20 protein-coding genes are annotated in these 16,702 nt (G+C 69.6%); 11 read left to right on the top strand and 9 right to left on the bottom strand.

Features of this window, described 5'->3' with window-relative positions:
- Nucleotides 1–20: 20 nt before the first annotated feature.
- From SY84_RS14465 to SY84_RS14475, 3 genes are all read right to left on the bottom strand, one after another.
- Nucleotides 21–872 carry a carbohydrate ABC transporter permease gene (locus tag SY84_RS14465; RefSeq protein ID WP_046844589.1) on the bottom strand — a complete coding sequence of 284 codons (852 nt, stop codon included), beginning with the start codon at nucleotides 870–872 and terminating at the stop codon, nucleotides 21–23.
- Nucleotides 869–1,792, bottom strand: a complete 924-nt coding sequence (locus SY84_RS14470) for a carbohydrate ABC transporter permease (protein ID WP_081424619.1) — start codon at nucleotides 1,790–1,792, stop codon at nucleotides 869–871. The genes SY84_RS14465 and SY84_RS14470 overlap by 4 nt, the downstream gene beginning before the upstream one ends.
- A 133-nt stretch (nucleotides 1,793–1,925) precedes the next feature.
- Nucleotides 1,926–3,161, bottom strand: coding sequence for an ABC transporter substrate-binding protein (locus SY84_RS14475; protein WP_052751192.1), 1,236 nt, complete (start codon nucleotides 3,159–3,161; stop codon nucleotides 1,926–1,928).
- A 188-nt stretch (nucleotides 3,162–3,349) separates the two neighbouring features.
- Here SY84_RS14475 and SY84_RS14480 point away from each other — a divergent pair, with 188 nt between their 5' ends.
- Nucleotides 3,350–5,119: a M3 family oligoendopeptidase gene (locus SY84_RS14480; protein ID WP_046845288.1), complete on the top strand. Its 1,770-nt coding sequence runs from the start codon at nucleotides 3,350–3,352 to the stop codon at nucleotides 5,117–5,119.
- A gap of 69 nt (nucleotides 5,120–5,188) precedes the next feature.
- Here SY84_RS14480 and SY84_RS14485 read toward each other — a convergent pair whose 3' ends face one another.
- Nucleotides 5,189–6,799 carry a S49 family peptidase gene (locus tag SY84_RS14485; protein ID WP_046844590.1) on the bottom strand — a complete coding sequence of 537 codons (1,611 nt, stop codon included), beginning with the start codon at nucleotides 6,797–6,799 and terminating at the stop codon, nucleotides 5,189–5,191.
- A 183-nt stretch (nucleotides 6,800–6,982) separates the two neighbouring features.
- Nucleotides 6,983–7,162: a hypothetical protein gene (locus tag SY84_RS16585; protein WP_157883009.1), complete on the bottom strand. Its 180-nt coding sequence runs from the start codon at nucleotides 7,160–7,162 to the stop codon at nucleotides 6,983–6,985.
- A 187-nt stretch (nucleotides 7,163–7,349) separates the two neighbouring features.
- Here SY84_RS16585 and rbfA point away from each other — a divergent pair, with 187 nt between their 5' ends.
- The 3 genes from rbfA (at nucleotide 7,350) to SY84_RS14500 (ending at nucleotide 8,557) form a co-directional block, all read left to right on the top strand.
- On the top strand, nucleotides 7,350–7,640 hold the full coding sequence (rbfA, locus tag SY84_RS14490; RefSeq protein ID WP_046844591.1) for a 30S ribosome-binding factor RbfA: 291 nt from the start codon (nucleotides 7,350–7,352) through the stop codon (nucleotides 7,638–7,640).
- A 77-nt stretch (nucleotides 7,641–7,717) separates the two neighbouring features.
- Nucleotides 7,718–8,068: an acyl-CoA thioesterase gene (locus SY84_RS14495; RefSeq protein WP_245621445.1), complete on the top strand. Its 351-nt coding sequence runs from the start codon at nucleotides 7,718–7,720 to the stop codon at nucleotides 8,066–8,068.
- Nucleotides 8,069–8,080: 12 nt separating this feature from the next.
- On the top strand, nucleotides 8,081–8,557 hold the full coding sequence (locus SY84_RS14500; protein WP_046844592.1) for an NUDIX domain-containing protein: 477 nt from the start codon (nucleotides 8,081–8,083) through the stop codon (nucleotides 8,555–8,557).
- Between the two features lie 55 nt (nucleotides 8,558–8,612).
- On the opposite strand, the gene SY84_RS14505 is transcribed toward SY84_RS14500, so the two are convergent.
- On the bottom strand, nucleotides 8,613–9,278 hold the full coding sequence (locus tag SY84_RS14505; protein WP_046844593.1) for a c-type cytochrome: 666 nt from the start codon (nucleotides 9,276–9,278) through the stop codon (nucleotides 8,613–8,615).
- A 100-nt stretch (nucleotides 9,279–9,378) separates the two neighbouring features.
- Between SY84_RS14505 and SY84_RS14510 the strand changes: the two genes are divergently transcribed.
- Complete coding sequence (locus SY84_RS14510; RefSeq protein ID WP_046845290.1) at nucleotides 9,379–10,113, top strand: helical backbone metal receptor; 735 nt, start codon at nucleotides 9,379–9,381, stop codon at nucleotides 10,111–10,113.
- 50 nt (nucleotides 10,114–10,163) lie between these two features.
- Here SY84_RS14510 and SY84_RS14515 read toward each other — a convergent pair whose 3' ends face one another.
- Nucleotides 10,164–11,003, bottom strand: coding sequence for a chlorite dismutase family protein (locus SY84_RS14515; RefSeq protein ID WP_046844594.1), 840 nt, complete (start codon nucleotides 11,001–11,003; stop codon nucleotides 10,164–10,166).
- A 147-nt stretch (nucleotides 11,004–11,150) separates the two neighbouring features.
- Nucleotides 11,151–11,726 (bottom strand): hypothetical protein, encoded by a 576-nt coding sequence (locus tag SY84_RS14520; protein WP_245621353.1) that lies wholly within the window; start codon nucleotides 11,724–11,726, stop codon nucleotides 11,151–11,153.
- A gap of 25 nt (nucleotides 11,727–11,751) precedes the next feature.
- Here SY84_RS14520 and SY84_RS14525 point away from each other — a divergent pair, with 25 nt between their 5' ends.
- Both SY84_RS14525 and SY84_RS14530 read left to right on the top strand, forming a co-directional pair.
- Nucleotides 11,752–12,108 carry a VOC family protein gene (locus SY84_RS14525; protein ID WP_046844595.1) on the top strand — a complete coding sequence of 119 codons (357 nt, stop codon included), beginning with the start codon at nucleotides 11,752–11,754 and terminating at the stop codon, nucleotides 12,106–12,108.
- A gap of 59 nt (nucleotides 12,109–12,167) precedes the next feature.
- On the top strand, nucleotides 12,168–12,734 hold the full coding sequence (locus tag SY84_RS14530) for an RBBP9/YdeN family alpha/beta hydrolase (RefSeq protein ID WP_046844596.1): 567 nt from the start codon (nucleotides 12,168–12,170) through the stop codon (nucleotides 12,732–12,734).
- A 139-nt stretch (nucleotides 12,735–12,873) separates the two neighbouring features.
- Here SY84_RS14530 and trxA read toward each other — a convergent pair whose 3' ends face one another.
- Nucleotides 12,874–13,209: a thioredoxin gene (gene trxA, locus SY84_RS14535; RefSeq protein WP_046844597.1), complete on the bottom strand. Its 336-nt coding sequence runs from the start codon at nucleotides 13,207–13,209 to the stop codon at nucleotides 12,874–12,876.
- A 132-nt stretch (nucleotides 13,210–13,341) separates the two neighbouring features.
- Between trxA and SY84_RS14540 the strand changes: the two genes are divergently transcribed.
- The 4 genes from SY84_RS14540 to SY84_RS14555 all read left to right on the top strand — a co-directional run bounded on the left by SY84_RS14540 (nucleotide 13,342) and on the right by SY84_RS14555 (nucleotide 16,696).
- On the top strand, nucleotides 13,342–13,704 hold the full coding sequence (locus SY84_RS14540) for a DUF309 domain-containing protein (RefSeq protein WP_046844598.1): 363 nt from the start codon (nucleotides 13,342–13,344) through the stop codon (nucleotides 13,702–13,704).
- Between the two features lie 106 nt (nucleotides 13,705–13,810).
- Entirely contained in the window at nucleotides 13,811–14,389 is a 579-nt protein-coding gene (locus tag SY84_RS14545; protein ID WP_046844599.1) for an NYN domain-containing protein, read from the top strand.
- Nucleotides 14,389–15,402, top strand: a complete 1,014-nt coding sequence (gene plsX, locus SY84_RS14550; RefSeq protein ID WP_046844600.1) for a phosphate acyltransferase PlsX — start codon at nucleotides 14,389–14,391, stop codon at nucleotides 15,400–15,402. Before SY84_RS14545 ends, plsX begins: the two co-directional genes overlap by 1 nt.
- Nucleotides 15,403–15,511: 109 nt before the next feature.
- A complete protein-coding gene (locus SY84_RS14555; RefSeq protein WP_046844601.1) occupies nucleotides 15,512–16,696 on the top strand; it encodes a mechanosensitive ion channel family protein in 1,185 nt (394 codons plus the stop codon).
- Nucleotides 16,697–16,702 lie beyond the last annotated feature (6 nt).

Consider the following 16,702-nt stretch of genomic DNA (forward strand, 5'->3'; position numbering starts at 1 on the left):
GACTATGAACCATCTCCCGGCTACGCCTTCACGCCGCCGGCGGTGAGGCCCGCGACGAAGCGGCGCTGGAAGATGGCGATCAGCAGCACGAGGGGCACAGTGGCGACGACGACGGCGGCGGCGATCAGTGGCCAGGGGAACGCGAATTCGCCCTGGTAGAGGGTCACGCCGACGGACACGGTGCGCATGGACAGTTTGGTGTTGAAGCTCAGGGCGAGCAGGAATTCGTTCCAGGAGTTCACGAAGACCAGCAGCGCGGCCGTGACGACGCCGGGCGTCGAGAGGGGCAGGACGACGCGGGTCAGCGCGCCGACGCGGGTGGTGCCGTCCACCATGGCGGCCGCTTCGAGGTCGCGTGGGATGGCGCTGAAGAACGCCACGAGCGTGAGGATGCCGATGGGGAGGCTCAGGGCGGCGTAGGGCAGGATCAGCGCGGGGTAGGTGTTCAGCAGGTTCGCGCCGCGCATCAGGCGGAACATGGGCACGAGCAGGCTGACGACCGGGAGCATGCTGAACGTCACGACGGCGGTCATGAGCAGCCCACGCCCGCGCAGGTTCAGGCGGGCCAGGGCGTACGCGGCAGGCACGGCGGCGGCGATGCACAGCACGGTGCTCAGCAGGCTGACGGTCAGGGAGTTCAGGAAGAACTGCGCGAACGGCTGCTCGCTGAACACCCGGGCGTAGTTGCTGAAGTCCAGTGTTGACGGGAGGTACTGCACCGGGAACTTCTGGAGTTCGCCCTCGGATTTCAGGCTGGTGAGGACCATCCAGATGAACGGGAAGAACCCGCCGACGATCAGGGCGGCCAGCGCGGCGTACCGTCCGGCACGCTGCGCTGGCGTGAGGCGCTGGGGGCTGGTGTCGCCACTCACGAGTTGCCTCCGTCCCGCACGAAGCGGACGTACACGGCGGTCACGGCCAGGCTCAGTGCGAACAGCGCCACGCTGAGCGCGGCGGCGTACCCGAAGTCCAGGAACTCGATGCCCGTGCGGTAGATGTACACGCCGAGCGTCTCCAGCAGGCCCTGCGCGGGCGCCTGCTGGATGAACGTGTAGGGAATGTCGAAGACCTGCACGGCGCTGATGGTGCGGAAGATGAACGCCACGGCGAGGCTGGGGGCCAGCAGCGGCAGGATCACCCGGAAGAACGTCTGGGTGGGGGTCGCGCCGTCCACCTGCGCCGCCTCGATCATCTCCTTCGGGATGCCCTGGAGGCCGCCCAGGACGATCAGCGCGACGAAGGAACTCGTCTTCCAGACGATGGTGAGGACCATCGCCAGGACGCTCAGGCCGGGCGTGCTGAGCCAGCGCAGCGGTTCCTGAATGATGCCCGCGCGGACCAGCAGGTCGTTGAACACGCCGTACTGCGCGTTGAACAGCCACGCGAAGATCAGGCCCGTGATGACCGGCGGCATCGCCCAGGGGAGTAGCAGGGCCACGCGGGCCACGTCCCGCGCGCGGCTGGGCAGGTGCGCGGCCAGCGCCATGGGGACGCCCACCAGGAACGACCCGCCGACCGTCAGAACGCCGAAGAACAGCGTGTTGCGCAGCGCCGCGCCGAAGCGGGCGTCGCCGAGCATCTGCGCGTACTGCTTGAGGCCCACGAAGCCCGTGAGCCACGGTTCGGTCAGCTTGTTCAGGTACAGGCTGTCGCGGAAGGTGGTCAGCATGGGAAACAGCAGCACACCCAGCAGGAGCGCCGCCGCCGGGAGCAGCAGGAAGAAGGCCAGCAGGCCCTCGCCGGGTTCACGGCGAACCCGGCGGGAGGGAGTGGGATTCAGGGGTGGGGTCATACGGACTCCGATTGAATGGTTTGGAAAAACCGTTCAATCCGAGCGGATGCGAGCAGGAGCGGTGAGGATTCCGGGCGTGGAGTTGACAGATCGGTGTAGTGCCGATCTGTCAAAGAAACAGACGGAATCCGAATCACTTCAGCAGCGGTTCCAGGTCACGCTTCATGTCGTTCAGCGCGGCGTCCACGCTCTTGCTGCCCGCGACGGCGGCGGAGACGTTGTTGCGGATGATCTCGCTGACGCGCGGGTAGGCGGGCGTGACGGGGCGCGGGCGGGCTTTCGTGACGATAGGGTACAGCGCCTTGAAGTGCGGGTTGGCGGCCAGCACGGCCTTGTCGTTGTACAGGCTCTTGCGCACGGGCAGGTACGCGCCCTTGACGGCCATCTCGCGCTGCACGTCGTTGCTGGACATGAACTGCAGGAGTTTCACGGCGGTGGCCTTGTTGCGGCTGTAGGCGTTCAGGCCCCATTCCCAGCCGCCGGTGCAGGTGGCGCTGGCGTTCTTCCCGAAGGCGGGGAGTGCGGCGACGCCCACGTCACCCTTGACCTTGGTGGGCTGGGGGCTGTTGCCCTGGAAGTGCGCCCAGGCGTAACTCCAGTTCAGGCCGAACAGGACGTTCCCGGCCTGGAACTGCTGGCGGGAGTCATCGGTCTTCATCTCGGCGCTGGCGGCGGGCGCAAGCTTGGTCTTCACGGCGTTCACCAGGAACCCCAGGCCCTGCTTGGCGGCGGGGCCCGTGACGTCGCCCACGCTGCCGCCGCCGGTCCAGGTCATCTCCAGGAAGTTGCACACGGTGCCCTCGATGGGCGCGCCCTGGAAGTTGAAGCCTTGCAGGCTGCCGCCTTCGGCCTTCTGGATGCGCGCGGCGGTCGCGGCGAGTTCATCCCAGGTTCTGGGCACCTTGGCCTTGTACTTCTCGAGGAGGTCCTTGCGGTAGTACAGGAACTGCGCGTCGGTGAAGGCGGGCATGGCGTACAGCTTGCCGCCCACGCTGGCGGCGGCGACCGGGCCGGGCAGGAAGGCTTTCAGGTACGTGTCCTTGCTGGGCAGGTACGCGTCGAGCGGTTCGGCCCAGCCGGCGGCGGCGAAGGTGGCGGTGCGGACCACGTCGATCAGGAAGAGGTCGAGGGTGTTGTCCTTGGCGGCCAGCACGGTGGTGAGATACTGGTTCTGGGCTTCGCTGGTGGCGCCGCCGGTCTCGATCTTGATCCTGACATTGGGGTTCTGTTTCTCGAAGCGGTCGAAGATGGGCTGGAATATCTCGGGGCGCTGCTGGCTGCCCATGAAGACGGTCAGGGTGGTGGCGGCGTGGGCGCTGCCGAGCGCGGCGAGGGCCAGGGTGGCGGTCAGGGTGAGTCGGGTACGCATGGGAACCTCCGGAAAAAGTGGACTTGTTTTATCAACTAATGCCCCGCTGTTCCAGTCGCCACCGGCGACGCTGTACAGACCACGAACTGAAGACCTCACCAGCATGGCACGCCCGCTCCCGGTGCGCCAATTGGCTTACCGCCGCGCCAGGGGGGCGCCGTACACTCCGGAACGTGACCACAACCGAGATGCCCCGCTGGCGCACCGACGACCTGTACGCCAGCCTGAACGACCCGCAGCTGGAGCGCGACCTGAGCACCCTGGGCCAGGACGTGCAGGCCCTGGAGGCCCTGTTCGACGCCCACGCCGTGCGCGCCGGATCGCCCGTCACCCCGGGCGCGGTGGACGCGGTGATGGGCGACCTGAACGCCGTCCTGACCCGCCTGGGCCGCCTGCGCGCCTACGTGTACGCCTTCGTGACCACCGACAGCCGCGACGAGGCGGCGCAGGCCCGCATGGCCGCCCTGACCACCCTGACCCTGCCGCTAGGCCCGCTGGGCTCGCGCCTGACCGCGTGGCTGGGCGGCCTGGACGACGCGGCCCTGACCGACCTGCTGGACCAGAGTGCCGCCGCCCGCGCGCACGAACACCGGCTGCGCCGCGCCGCGCAGCTCGCCCGGTACCAGATGACCCCACCAGAGGAGGACCTCGCCGCGCGGCTGCACCCGGCCAGCGGCGGCGGCTGGAGCAAACTGCACGGCAACGTCTCCAGCACCCTGTCGGGCGAGTACCGCGGCCAGTCCCTGCCCGTGACCGCCCTGCGCGCCCTGGCCAGCGACCCCGACGCAGGCGTGCGCGAGGACGCCTACCACGCCGAGATCGCCGCCTGGAAAACCCAGGAGACCGTTTTCGCTGCCTGCATGAACGGCGTGAAAGGGGAGGAGGGCACCCTCGCCGCCCGGCGCGGCTTCACGGACGTCGTCGCGCCCAGCCTCCTGAGCAACGGCATCGACCGCGAGACGCTGGACGCCATGCAGGCCGCCGTCGTCCGCTCCCTGCCGGACTTCCGCCGTTACTTCCGCGCCAAGGCCCGCCACCTCGGCAAGACGCAGCTGGACTGGTGGGACCTGTTTGCCCCGGTGGGCCAGAGCGACACCCACTGGGACTACGCCGCGGGGGAGGCGTTCGTGGAACGCCAGTTCCGCGCGTACAGCCCCGCCCTGGGGGACTTCGCCGCCCGCGCCTTCGGTGAGCGCTGGATCGACGCGGGCCCCCGCGACGGCAAACGCAGCGGCGCGTTCTGCATGAAGTGGCAGGGCGCCGACAGCCGCATCCTGATGAACCACGACCCCAGCCTGGACTCGGTCAGCACCCTGGCGCACGAACTGGGCCACGCGTACCACAACGTGCAGCTCGGCGGCCTGGACCCCCTCCAGCAGGAGACGCCCATGACCCTCGCGGAGACCGCCAGCATCTTCTGCGAGACGATCATCCAGAACGCCGCGCTGCAGAGCGCGCAGGGCCCGGAGCGCCTGTACGTTCTGGAAACGCAGCTGATGGGTCACGCGCAGGTCGTCGTGGACATCCACAGCCGCTTCCTGTTCGAGAAGGCCGTCTTCGAACGCCGCGCCGCGGGCGACCTGAACCCCAGCGACTTCAACACCCTGATGGTGCAGGCGCAGCGCGACACGTACGGCGACGCCCTGAACACCCCCCACCCCTACATGTGGGCCGTCAAGCCGCACTACTACGGCCGCAGCTTCTACAATTACCCGTACACCTTCGGGCTGCTGTTCGGCCTGGGCCTGTACGCTCAGTACGAGCAGGCCCGCGCCCAGGGGCAGGAGGCGGACTTCCAGGCCCGCTACGACGCCCTGCTGGCCGCGACCGGGCAGGCCACGCCGCTGGCCCTCGCCGCGCGCTTCGGCATCGACCTGCACGCCCCGGACTTCTGGGAGGGCAGCCTGAACGTCATCCGCCGCCAGATCGACGCGTACGAGGCCACCACGCAGGCGTAAACGGGAAGAGGTGAGTGGGTCGGGGGTATCGCCCTTCCACTCACCACTTCCCACTCCCTACTGCCCGCGTCAGCGCACTTTGATCTCCTGATCGAACCACGTCAGCACGCGTTCCCCGCCGAATGGCCAGACGGTGACGCGGGCGGCCTGCGCGGCCTCCTGCGCGAACTCCGGGAGGGGCCCGTGGTTCTTCGGCGTGACGTTCCACGCGGGCGCGTCCGCAGGGAGGCCCGCGAGTTCCCGGGCGCGGGTGAGGCCGGTGCGCAGGTCGCCCAGTTCGTCCACCAGCCCGCGATCCAGCGCGTCCTGTCCGCTCCAGATGCGGCCACGGCCCAGCTCGTTCACACGCTCCTTGCTGAGGTTGCGGCCCTCGGCGACGCGGGTCGTGAAGCGGTCGTACACCTCCAAGATGCCCTTCTCGACGTGTTCACGCTCGTCGTCGCTGTAGGGGCGCGCCGGGGAGAACATCAGGGCGCGGTCGCGGCCGACCCGTTCGGGGTTCAGGCCGTGACGGCGGTTGAATTCCGTCAGGACGGGCTTGCCGCTGACCACGCCGATGCTGCCGGTCAGCGTGTACGGCGACGCGACGATCGTCTTGGCGTGCGTGGCGACGTAGTACCCGCCGGACGCGGCGTACTCGCCCATGACGACCACGACCGGCTTCTCACTGGTCGCGACCTCGCGCCAGATCAGGTCGCTGGCCAGGGCGCTGCCGCCCCCGCTGTTCACGTACAGGACAATCGCCTTCGTGGTCTTGTCCCCCTTGGCGCGGCGCAGCGCCGCCACGACCGTGTCCGACCCGGCCATCGGGCCCCCCAGCAGCGGCAGCGGGATGGGATTGGTGCGGCTCTTGCCGGTGATGATCGCCCCGACCAGCGGCACGACCGCCACCCGCCCCGCCTTCGCCGCCTTCCCGGGCCGCGCGGGCAGCAGCAGGTCCGCGACCGCCGCGAACGGTCGGCTGGCTGGGCCGATTAGTTCGTCCTCGTAGGCGACCTTCGTGATCAGGCCCGCCTCCAGCGCCGCCTGCGCGCTCGTCAGGTCCGCCGCGAGCCATCCGGCCGCCACGTCCTCGGAGACACCGCGCGCCGCCGCGAGGTCCCGCACCCACGCGCCCTCCAGGCCCGACAGGTAGGCCTGAAGCTGCTCGCGGTTGTGGTCGTCCATCCGCTCCTCGGAGAAGCGCGTCAGGGCCGCCTTGTACTCGCGGATGCGCAGGTTCTCGAACTCTATCCCGCGCTTCTTGAGGAACTCGCCCAGGAACGTGCTCTCCAGCCCGAAGCCGCTGACGTTCACCTCGGCGGACTCCGGCGACACGAGTTCTCCTGCGCCGCTCGCCGCGATCAGGGACAGCATGTTCAGCTGCGGCAGGTACGCCACCACCCGCTTCGTTTGTTTCAGGTCGGCCAGCAGGCCCCGGATCGCGTGCGCCGTCGCGGGCGCGGCCGTGAACTCCCCGAACCGCACCAGCACGCCATGCAGCCACGACGCGCCGCGCAGTTTCTCGATGCGCGCCGCCAGGGCCTCCAGCGACTCCGTACGGCTGAGCAGCCCCGCCACCGGATTCGTCGGCTGACGCTCCGGGTAGGGGCCACTCAGGTCCAGCACCACCCAAGTCGGGCGGGTCACGCCGCCGGGCAGCGCGTCATCACTCTTCAGGAACGGCAGGTTCAGGTTCATGCTCCACGCTACGCGCGCCCCGGCTGAGAAGTTCCGGTCACAGCGTTTTCCGGCTTCATTGAGCGTCTGACAACACGCCCCTTCCAACCGCTGTTTTTCTCGGAGACTCGCTCCTCTCGATTCAGAGGGATGGAGGGTGTCACTTCATCCCTCTGAATTCTGCGGTCACTCCTTCCGGAGCACTCAGTTGCGCGGCACAGTCAGGTCGCCGTCCGCGACGTGCAACTGCACCGGTTGCAGGTCGCACACGAGCGCCGAGTGCCGCCCCGCGTCCCGGGACACCCGAAACGTCCGGCCCTGCCCGTCCACGCCCGCGCGACCCGGGGTCCACCCAGCGCGTTCCAGCCTTCCAGTCCCCAGCACGAGTCTCCCTCCGGTCACCGCGCCTGAAAGTGGTGCGGGCGGTGACTGCACCCAGGGTGCGCGCCGGGGCGTGACCGGCCCGTGCCCGAACCGTGACCACGAGGCGCGCATGAAGGTCAGGGCGGACCCGGATGCCGTAGCATGCCGGGATGCCAGTCCCCACCCCCCCTGCCCCCCGGAGCGGCGCGTGAAACCCGAACAGATCCAGTCGCAGCTGACCCGCGTGATCAGCGACGCGATCGGCGGCCTGCGCGACCCGCGCGTGCCCATGATCGTGACCGTCGAGCGCGTGACCGTCACCGCCGACTATTCCCTGGCCCGCGTATACGTGAGCGCCATGACCGGCGACATGGAAGACCTGCTGGACGCCCTGAGCGGCGCGCGCGGGTACCTGCAGCGGCAGGTGGCCGATCACGTGAAGCTGCGCCGCACGCCCGTGCTGGAATTCCACGACGCCAGCGACCGCCCCCCCCTGTGACCGTGCCCGAAACCGGGTCCGAGACGGCGCCCTGGCCACCCACCATCATCCGCGTGCGCTACGCGGAAACGGACGCGATGGGCGTCGTGCACCACGCCACGTACCCCGTGTGGTTCGAGGTGGCCCGAACCGACCTGATGCACCACCTGGGCCTCCCGTACCGGGAGGTCGAGGCGCGCGGGTACTACCTGATGCTCTCGGGTCTGAACGTCGAGTACCGCCGCGCCGCCCGCTATGACGACGAACTCCGCATCGTGGCGCGGCTGAGCAGCGTCCGCTCGCGCACCATGACCTTCACGTACGAGGTTCTGCGCGGGGAGGAACTGCTCGCCACCGGCGAGACCCGCCACATCGCCACCGACCGGCAGTACCGACCCGCCCGCCTGCCCGACGACGTCCTGAGCCTGCTGCAGGGCCAGTCGCGCTAGACTGCCCGGCACATGAGCCACCTGTCGCGCACCCTGCCCATGAAACGTGCCGCGCACGTGTACCTCGTCCGGGACGGGCACCTGCTGCTCGTCGAGGAACGCATGGACGATGGCAGCATCTTCTATGGCCTGCCCGGCGGCAAGGCCCTCCCCGGCGAGACCCTCGGTGACGCCGCCGTCCGTCAGGTGCTCGTCGAGACCGGCCTGACCGTCACGGACCTGATGTTCGTCAGTCTGCTGGAGGGCGAACTGTTGACCGGCACCCGCAACGAGTGCTACGCCCTTTTCGGGCGGTTCACCGCGACCTTCCACGGCGAGATCGACCCCACCGACCCCGAGGTCGTGGGTGTCAAGTGGGTGCCGTTCGCGCAGGTGGAATCCCTGGTGCGCTACGGCCCACCCCCGGAAGTCGAGGAACGCAACCCGCTGATCTGGGTCCCCACCCGTGATTTCGTGCAGGGTCAGCCCCGCGCGTACTACCCCATCTGACCTCACCGCGCAGGGAAAGGCGGCCCCGGGAATCCGAGGGCCGCCTCTGACCGGTTCAGTTCAGGGTCTTGATGTACGCCTGCACGTTCGCGATGTCGCTGTCGGTCAGCTGCGCGTCCGAGAAGCGGGGCATGGTGGGGGCCAGTTCCTTCTCGGGGGTTTTGCCTTCACGCAGCGCCGTGGTGAACTGCGCCAGCGTCCAGTCCTTGGGGCCATTGGCCGCCACGAGGCTGGGCCCGATGTTCCCCTCGCCGTTCGCGCCGTGGCACCCGGCGCAGTTGGACGCAAAGAGCTCCTCCCCGGCGCTGACATCACCCTGCGGCTCGGCCGCAGCGGCCGTCTCTTCGGGCTGCTCACCAGTCGAACCGGCGGTGTCGGTGTCGGTGGATGATCCCTCCTGACTGGCGACCGTCTCGTCTCCGGTGACGGCCTCGCCACTGGCGGGCGCCGCGCCGTTCTCGCCGGTCTGCGCGCCGCCCTCATTGTCGGCCTTCACGTCCCCCAGGGCACCCTCGGCCCCGGCGGCGCCGGTCGCGGCGCTGTTCGCGCTGGGGCCCTCCTGGCTCATGGGAGCGCCGCTCTCGCTGTGGCCGCCTTTCTCCTCGCCGTGGCCGCCCTTCTCGCTGTGGTGGGGAGTGGTGGCGATGTTGTACCCGACGACGGAACCGCCGATGGTCAGGGCCAGCAGCAGCGTCATGGTGACGGCGAACGTGTTCTTCATATACCCCCGAGCCTACCATACGGTCAGGGGGCGTTTGCCCGTTCCAGCGCGCACTTCCGTCCTGCGCGCCCCGCGCCCTAGACTGCCGGGCATGCCCTCCATGCGCCTCGCCAGCCTGACGTGCAGCAACACCGACATCCTGCACGCCCTGCACGCCACGGACCGGCTGGTGGCGGTGGACAGCCACAGCGACGCCCCCGGCATCGAGCACGCCGTCCGGCTCGGCCCGGACCTCAACATCGACGTGGACGCCCTGACCCGCGCCCGCCCGGATCTGGTGCTCGCCAGCCTGAGCGTGCCCGGCATGGAGCGCGTCGTGCAGGCCGTGCAGGACGCTGGGCTGAACACCGTGATCCTCGACCCGACCAGCGTGCCGGGCACCGCCGCCACCATCCGGCAGGTGGGTGCGCTCCTGGGCCTGCCGGAACGCGGAGAGGAGGTCGCCGCCGCGCTGGAGGCCGAACTGGCCGCCCTGCACCGCCCCAGCCCAGCCCCGGCGCGCGTGCTGGTCGAGTGGTGGCCGAAACCCATCATCGCCGCCACCCGCGACTCCTGGGTCACCGACCTGCTGAGCAGCCTGGGCGCCATGAACGCCCTGGCCGGGCGGGCCGGGCGCAGCAGCCCCCTCACGCTGGACGAGGTCCGCGCCGCCCGCCCGGACCTGATCGTCTGCTCGTGGTGCGGCGCGAAGAAACTGCGCCCCGAGGTCATCGAGGCGCGCGGCCTGGGCGTGCCTGTCGTCGCCGTTCCCGAGAGTGGACTGGGCCGCCCCGGCCCCCGCCTGATCGAGGGCGCCCGGCAGATCCGCGCCGCCCTCGACGCGCGGGGCCACTGACGGCAGCAGAAGGGGAGAGGCCACCCGACCTCCCCCCAGATCACCCGCGCTTAAGCGAGGTCGTCCAGCGTCTCCTGCAGGTCCTTTTTTACGCAGGTGAACATCGGGGTGTCTTGCAGCGTGTAGTTGCTCGCCTCGGTGTAGCGCAGGCGGTGCACCAGATCCACGAATTCCTGCGGGTGGTCGCTGTCGAAGCTGACCACGAACTCCTGGTCGTCGATGCCGTAGGAGTAGCTGGTGTTGATCCGCACGCCCTTGAACGGCTCGGAGGCGTAGATGTGCTCGTCCATCATGCCCTGGCGGGCGTGGGGGGTCAGGTCGTACCACGCGCGGGTTTTGATGAACGGGTAGATGAACAGGTAGCGGCCCTGCCCGGGCAGGATTTCCAGGCCGTGCCCGCTGCCCTCGACGCGGTTCACGTACTGGCTGCGTTTGTTCATGCTGGTGTACGTGTACGGCTGGGTCAGGTAGCCCATCAGGCGGGTGCGGTTCAGGCGGGCCTGGGAGTCCTGGAAGTCGCGGACGTCGAAGGCCATGCGCCAGATCATGAAGTCCACGTCGCCGCGCACGCCGACCAGCGAGTAGCTGCGCTGGATGAGGCCCTTCGCGGCGGGCGCGTCGGCCTGCCACGCGTCGGCGGCGGCCATGAACTCGGCCTTGATCTCCTCGCGCTCGGCGTGCGGCAGGCGGCGGAAGGCGGGGTCGAGCTTGAAGAACGAATAATTCATGAACTGCCGGCCCGAACGGTCGGGTTCACGCTGCGTGACCTGCCCGCTGGGGTCGAGGTCCACCATGCGCTTGCGGGCGGGGCGACCGGCGGGCGCGCCCTGGGCGGGGGCTCCGTGAGTGGGAGCGGCGGGCGGGGTGTTCGTGTCGGGCTGTTCGCTCATGGGTTCACCGGGGCGCGCAGGGCGCCGAAGTCAGGAGGAGTGGGGGAGAGGGGGCCCGGGTACCCACTGCGCGGGGCAGGTGGGGTGGGGGCGCACGCGCTGAACTATCTCACCCGCCGCGCGGGGCGCATGACCCCGAACGACCGGTCAGGCAGGCCGCACGCGCGCAAGGGGGAACATCATCCGGAAGTCGGGTACAGCCACCGTCAGCAGCGGTCGACGGTGCAACAGGGCCGGGTGGACGTCCCCGCCGATCACGCTCAGCCGCGCGGGCTGCACCCAGCCGGACGCCGAGACCGTCGTCAGCAGCGACGCCCGGTCCTCCGCTTCCGGCAGGGGCGGCTGCGTGAGTGTCCGCCACGCGGCCGGCACCACCGCCGTCGTCACGGGCACCGAGGGCCCCCAGGCCTGCACGCTCAGGTAGGCCAGCAGCCGCCCATCCTGCGTGACCCGCACCTGCTCGCGCCCCGGCACGCCCTCCCACGCGAAATCCGCCCGTGACTTGGGAATCGCCCAGTTCCGGCGGCCCCACACCACACTCTGCTGCGTGCTCACCACGATCCGCGTCACCTGCGGCTTGCCCGTCAGCGACACCCACAGCAGTTCGTCATAGGGGCCCACGCCGGACTGCGCGTAGCGCACGAGCATCAGCGCCCCCACCTCCCGGCCCCCGTACACGGCGACCACTCCCCGACCCGACAAGTTCCACGGCGCTCCCGTCACGACCGGCAGCGTATACCCTGCACGCATGCTCAAGCACGTCTCCTTCCTGACCCGTGACATCGGCGCGACCGTCGCCTTCTACGAACGCCTCGGCGCGACCACCGAAAAGAACCTCACCACCCCCGAGGGCCACTGCCGCGCCGTGCTGCGTCTCGGGGACGGCCTCCTCCAGTTTTTCCAGATCACCGGTGAGACCCCCGCCCCGCACCCCCACTGGGCCGAACACATCGCCCTGCACGTCACCGGCCTGCGCGCCCTCCTTCCCATCCTGAAAGAGGGCGGCGTGATCGTCACCCGCGGCCTCCAACCCAGCCCCAGCGGCCGCGACATGGCCTTCGTGCAGGACCCCGACGGGCGGCAGGTAGAACTCCTCGAAGCCTGACCCGACCTGGGGCTGCACATCGGCCGCACCGGCCGCCCCCCGCACGCTAGCCTGAACGCATGACGCCGACCATCGTGATCGTGCCGGGCCTGGGGGACAGCGGCCCGGAGCACTGGCAGAGCCTCTGGACCGGGAAGTTCGGCGCGGCGCGCGTGCAGCAGGACGACCCGGACCGGCCCACCCCCGAGACGTGGTCGGCCCGCCTTCAGGAGGTCATCGACGCGACGCCGGGCGATCTGGTCCTGATCGGGCACTCGTGCGGCGTGCTGAACATCGTCCACTGGGCGCGCCTGACCGGCGGGCACCCGCGCGTGAAGGGCGCGATGCTCGTCGGCCCCACCGACGCCGACCGCGCGTTCGAGGAATACCCGACCGTGGCGGACATGGCCCCCGTCCCCATGCAACCCCTGCCGTTCCCGGCCCTGGTGGTCGCCAGCGAGAACGACCCCTTCGCCAGCTTCGAGCGCGCACAGGCGTTCGCAGACGCCTGGGACGCCGAATTCATCTCGGCAGGCGAGGCCGGGCACATCAACGTCGCCAGCGGGCACGGCGACTGGCCCGACGGCGAGGTGCTTCTCAGTGAGGCCCTGCACGCCTGGACGCCACCGGACATCGTGAGGATGTGACGAGGGGAGTGGGAGGAGAGGCAGTGAATCGTGACACTCGGGCAACCACACCCGGCAGCGCGACCACTGATCCCTCCAGCCCAATTCCCACAACGGAACGCGCCCCAGGTCACTGCCTGGAGCGCGTCGTCGTGTGGGTTCAGGCGCTGGCGGTTTCGGCGCTACTGTACTTGTCCAGCAGCGCTTCGAAGGCGCGTTTGGGCTGAGCGCCGACGACGCCCTCGACGGGCTGGCCGTCCTTGAAGAGGATCAGGGTGGGGATGCTCATGACGCGGTACTGGCCCTGCGTGACGGGGTTCTCGTCGACGTTCAGTTTCGCGATCTTGACCTTGCCTTCGTACTGCCCGGCGAGTTCCTCGATGACCGGGGCGATGATGCGGCAGGGGCCGCACCAGGGGGCCCAGAAGTCCACCAGGGTCAGGCCCTCGCTGATCTCGGTGTTAAAGTTGCTGTCCGTGAGTTCCACAGGCTTCATGCCTTCGACTATACCCCTGGGGGGCAGGGTAGGGATATGCCGCGCGTGGGTGTTCCCTCACCGGTTGTTTAACCGTGGTGAGGCGGGTCGCAGTTGGGGCGCCGGTGGTGGGGACGCGCTAGCCTGCCGGGCATGACGGTCACGGAGTCCGGCGATTTCCGGCGCGGCGCGGCGCTGTTCGCACGCGGCGAGTGGTGGGAGGCGCACGAGGCCTGGGAGCGCCCCTGGCTGACGGCGCGGGGAGACGACCGGGCGTTCCTGCAGGCGCTGATCCTGCTCGCGGCGGCGCTGCACAAACGCTGGGCGCATGGCAGCCTGACGCACCGGAATTACGGCAAGGCCCTGCGGTACCTGGACGCGCTGCCGGGTGAGTACGCGGGCGTGGATCTCGCGCGGCTGCGGGCCGACGTGTGGGACGCCCTTCAGGGTCCGTCGCGGCCGGAGTCCGGGCTGCCCGCGCTGCGTGTGGTGGGGGGTGGGCTGTTTCCCGCGTGACGGTCCGTCAGGTATCCTGAGCCGCGAACGCTCAGGGCCACCAGCAGGTGTGCCGGGCGTCCGCCGCCGCCCGCCCCATGGCAGGCGCGGCCCCAGGAGATCCCAGATGGAACGCATTGCACTCTTTATTGACGGCGCGAACGTGTACGCGGCAGCCAAGCGACTCGGGTGGAACTTCGACCACCGCAAGATCCTGGAGCACTTCGCCGCTCCGGGCCGCCTGTACAACGCCTTCTACTACACCGCCGTCCCCACCCCCATTGACGACAAGCAGAAGCGCTTCACCGACGCCCTGACGTACATGGGCTACACGGTGCGCACCCGCCCCCTGCGCGAGGCGACCGACGACAGCGGCGACACATACCGCCGCGCCAGCCTGGACATCGAGATCGTCACGGACCTCCTGACCACCAGCGAACAGTACGACACGGCGGTGCTGCTGACCGGCGACGGGGACTTCGAGCGCCCGGTCGAGGTGCTGCGCGCGCGCGGCAAGCGCGTCGTGGTGGCCAGCATCGCCGAGATGACGAGCTACGAGCTGCGCAACGCCGCCGACCTGTACGTGGACTTCAAGGACATCCGCGAGCACGTCGAGCGTCCCGGCTACCGCCTGCCCAGCGAGCAGCGCGGGCAGGAGACCCGGCCCTTCTACACGTCCGCCGCGCTCGACGGCGACGACCGCTGATGAGCCTGCCGGTCGCGCTGGACGCCATGGGCGGCGATCACGGCGCCCCGCCGAACGTCGAGGGGGCGGTGCAGGCCGCCCGCGCGGGCGTGCCCGTGATTCTCGTGGGGGACCGCGTGAAACTGCACGCGGAACTCGGGCGGCACGCGGGCAGCGCAGGTCTGCCCATCGAGGTCGTCGAGGCGACCGACGTGATCGGCATGGACGAGCACGCCAGCGACGTGCGCAGCCGCACGCAGGCAAGCATCAACGTCGCCTCGCGCCTCGTGAAGGAAGGCCGCGCGTCGGCGGTCGTCAGCATGGGCCACAGCGGCGCGACCATGGCGTCCGCGCTGCTCACCCTGGGCCGCATCAAGGGGGTCGAGCGGCCCGCGATCCTCACGCACCTGCCCGCGAAGGGCGGCTTCACCACCCTGCTCGACGCCGGGGCGAACGCCGACGTGAAGGCCACGTACTACGCGCAGTGGGCGCGGCTGGCCAGCGTGTACCTGAAGGTGGTCGAGGACCGCGACAATCCCACCGTGGGCCTGCTGTCCATCGGCGAGGAGGACCACAAGGGCAGCGCCCTGGTCCTTGAAGCACACGGCCTGCTGCGCGCCCTGCACGGCCGGGGCGTGAACTTCCACGGGAACGTGGAGGGCCGCGACATCTTCCGCAACACCACCGACATCGTCGTGACCGACGGCTTCACCGGAAATGTCGTCCTGAAACTCGCCGAGGGTGAGGCGAAGGTGCTGTTCGGCTGGGTCAAGGAGGCCCTACAGAGCAGCCTCAAGAGCAAGCTGGGCGGCCTGCTCGTGCGCGGCGCGCTGCGCGGGCTGGCCGAACGGATGGACCCCAGCACGTACGGCGCGAGCCTCCTGATCGGCGTGCGCGGCCTGGCGTTCATCGGGCACGGCAGCGCCGACGCCCGCGCCGTCAAGAACGCCCTGCTGCGCGCCGCGCGCGCGCACGAGGCGAACCTGATCCCCCGCCTCGAGGCGGCCTTCACGGAACAGCAAGCCTCCAGCTGATCCCACGTTCCTCCGCACCCGCCCGGGAGACCACCTGGGCGGGTGCCGGTGTTCCAGGGCTGCGCCACGCCTCTTGGCACACTCACCACCTCATGAGAAGGTGTGGGTCATGTTGCAGGAACTCAGTGTCCAGATCGTCAAACCACAGGTGTGGGTGGGGCTCGCCCTGACGGCGGTCGCCGCGTACGCCATCTACCGCTTCGGCCGGCTGCTGATCAGCACGCTTGAACCGCACGTGCCCGCCCGCCTGCGCCCCGCCCTGAACGGGCTGTGGGCCGTGGTCGTGATCATCGGCTGGCTGGCCGTCGCCACCGCCGTCGCGTATCTGCCCAGCGTCCCGGTGCTGTTCAGCCTGGGCCGCGACATCATGGACGGCTTCCGCCACAGCGCCGGGCAGCTCGTCGTGGTGATCGCCATGGCCCTGATCGCCTGGAACCTGATCGGCACACTCGCGCAGCGCATCGTGGCCGAACAGGAATTCAACCGCCGCAGCGTCCGCGTGCAGACCCTCAAGGGCGTGGTGGAGAGCACCCTGCGGGTCGTGGTCGTCATCCTGAGTGTCATCGCGGGCCTCCAGGCGCTCGGCGTGAACGCCACCAGCCTCCTGGCCGGGGTGTCCGTGCTGGGCCTCGCCGTGGGGTTCGGTGCGCAGAGCCTCATCAAGGACGTCTTCAACGGCTTCTTCATCCTGCTCGAAGATCAGTACGGCGTGGGTGACGTGATCACCGTGAACACCGGGCAGCTGTCCGGCGGCGTCGAGCGCCTGAACCTGCGCGTCACCGCCCTGCGCGCCCTGGACGGTACCGTGCACATCATCCCCAACGGGCAGATCGCCACCGTCAGCGTCAGCAGCAAGGACTGGTCGAGGGTGGTCGCGCAGGTGGACGTCACGTACGCCGCGAACATCGACGACGCCCTGCGCGTCCTGGAACAGGTCAGCACCGAGATCTACGAGGCCGACGAGTGGAAGCACTTCTTCCTGGAGGCGCCCGAGCAGCAGGGCGTCACGCAGCTCGCGCCGGACGGCGTGACCCTGCGCGCCCTGTTCAAGGTGCAGCCCAAGAGCCAGTACGCCATCGGGCGGGAATTCAACCGCCGCATCAAGATCGCCATGGACGAGGCCGGCATCGAGATTCCCTTCCCGCAGCGCAGCCTGAACTTCGGCGGTTCACCCATCGAGATCAAACTGACCCGCGAGGATCTGGGCCGCGACCCGCGCGGCGGTCAGGACCGCGACCATGCGCCCGTGAAACCCACCCTGACCCGCGACCCCGAAGAGAACGAGAACACCTGACGTGGG

The organism is Deinococcus soli (ex Cha et al. 2016) (assembly GCF_001007995.1).
GTDB classification, from domain to species: domain Bacteria; phylum Deinococcota; class Deinococci; order Deinococcales; family Deinococcaceae; genus Deinococcus; species Deinococcus soli.

Coding starts and splice junctions, on each gene's coding strand:
- SY84_RS14540 (WP_046844598.1), top strand. CDS start 13,342: ATGACGGTCACGGAGTCCGGCGATTTCCGGCGCGGCGCGGCGCTGTTC.
- SY84_RS14505 (WP_046844593.1), bottom strand. CDS start 9,278: ATGAAGAACACGTTCGCCGTCACCATGACGCTGCTGCTGGCCCTGACC.
- SY84_RS14510 (WP_046845290.1), top strand. CDS start 9,379: ATGCGCCTCGCCAGCCTGACGTGCAGCAACACCGACATCCTGCACGCC.
- SY84_RS14555 (WP_046844601.1), top strand. CDS start 15,512: ATGTTGCAGGAACTCAGTGTCCAGATCGTCAAACCACAGGTGTGGGTG.
- SY84_RS14525 (WP_046844595.1), top strand. CDS start 11,752: ATGCTCAAGCACGTCTCCTTCCTGACCCGTGACATCGGCGCGACCGTC.
- SY84_RS14545 (WP_046844599.1), top strand. CDS start 13,811: ATGGAACGCATTGCACTCTTTATTGACGGCGCGAACGTGTACGCGGCA.
- SY84_RS14500 (WP_046844592.1), top strand. CDS start 8,081: ATGAGCCACCTGTCGCGCACCCTGCCCATGAAACGTGCCGCGCACGTG.
- trxA (WP_046844597.1), bottom strand. CDS start 13,209: ATGAAGCCTGTGGAACTCACGGACAGCAACTTTAACACCGAGATCAGC.
- SY84_RS14485 (WP_046844590.1), bottom strand. CDS start 6,799: ATGAACCTGAACCTGCCGTTCCTGAAGAGTGATGACGCGCTGCCCGGC.
- SY84_RS14495 (WP_245621445.1), top strand. CDS start 7,718: ATGGGCGTCGTGCACCACGCCACGTACCCCGTGTGGTTCGAGGTGGCC.
- SY84_RS14480 (WP_046845288.1), top strand. CDS start 3,350: ATGCCCCGCTGGCGCACCGACGACCTGTACGCCAGCCTGAACGACCCG.
- SY84_RS14530 (WP_046844596.1), top strand. CDS start 12,168: ATGACGCCGACCATCGTGATCGTGCCGGGCCTGGGGGACAGCGGCCCG.
- SY84_RS14470 (WP_081424619.1), bottom strand. CDS start 1,792: ATGACCCCACCCCTGAATCCCACTCCCTCCCGCCGGGTTCGCCGTGAA.
- SY84_RS14475 (WP_052751192.1), bottom strand. CDS start 3,161: ATGCGTACCCGACTCACCCTGACCGCCACCCTGGCCCTCGCCGCGCTC.
- SY84_RS14515 (WP_046844594.1), bottom strand. CDS start 11,003: ATGAGCGAACAGCCCGACACGAACACCCCGCCCGCCGCTCCCACTCAC.
- plsX (WP_046844600.1), top strand. CDS start 14,389: ATGAGCCTGCCGGTCGCGCTGGACGCCATGGGCGGCGATCACGGCGCC.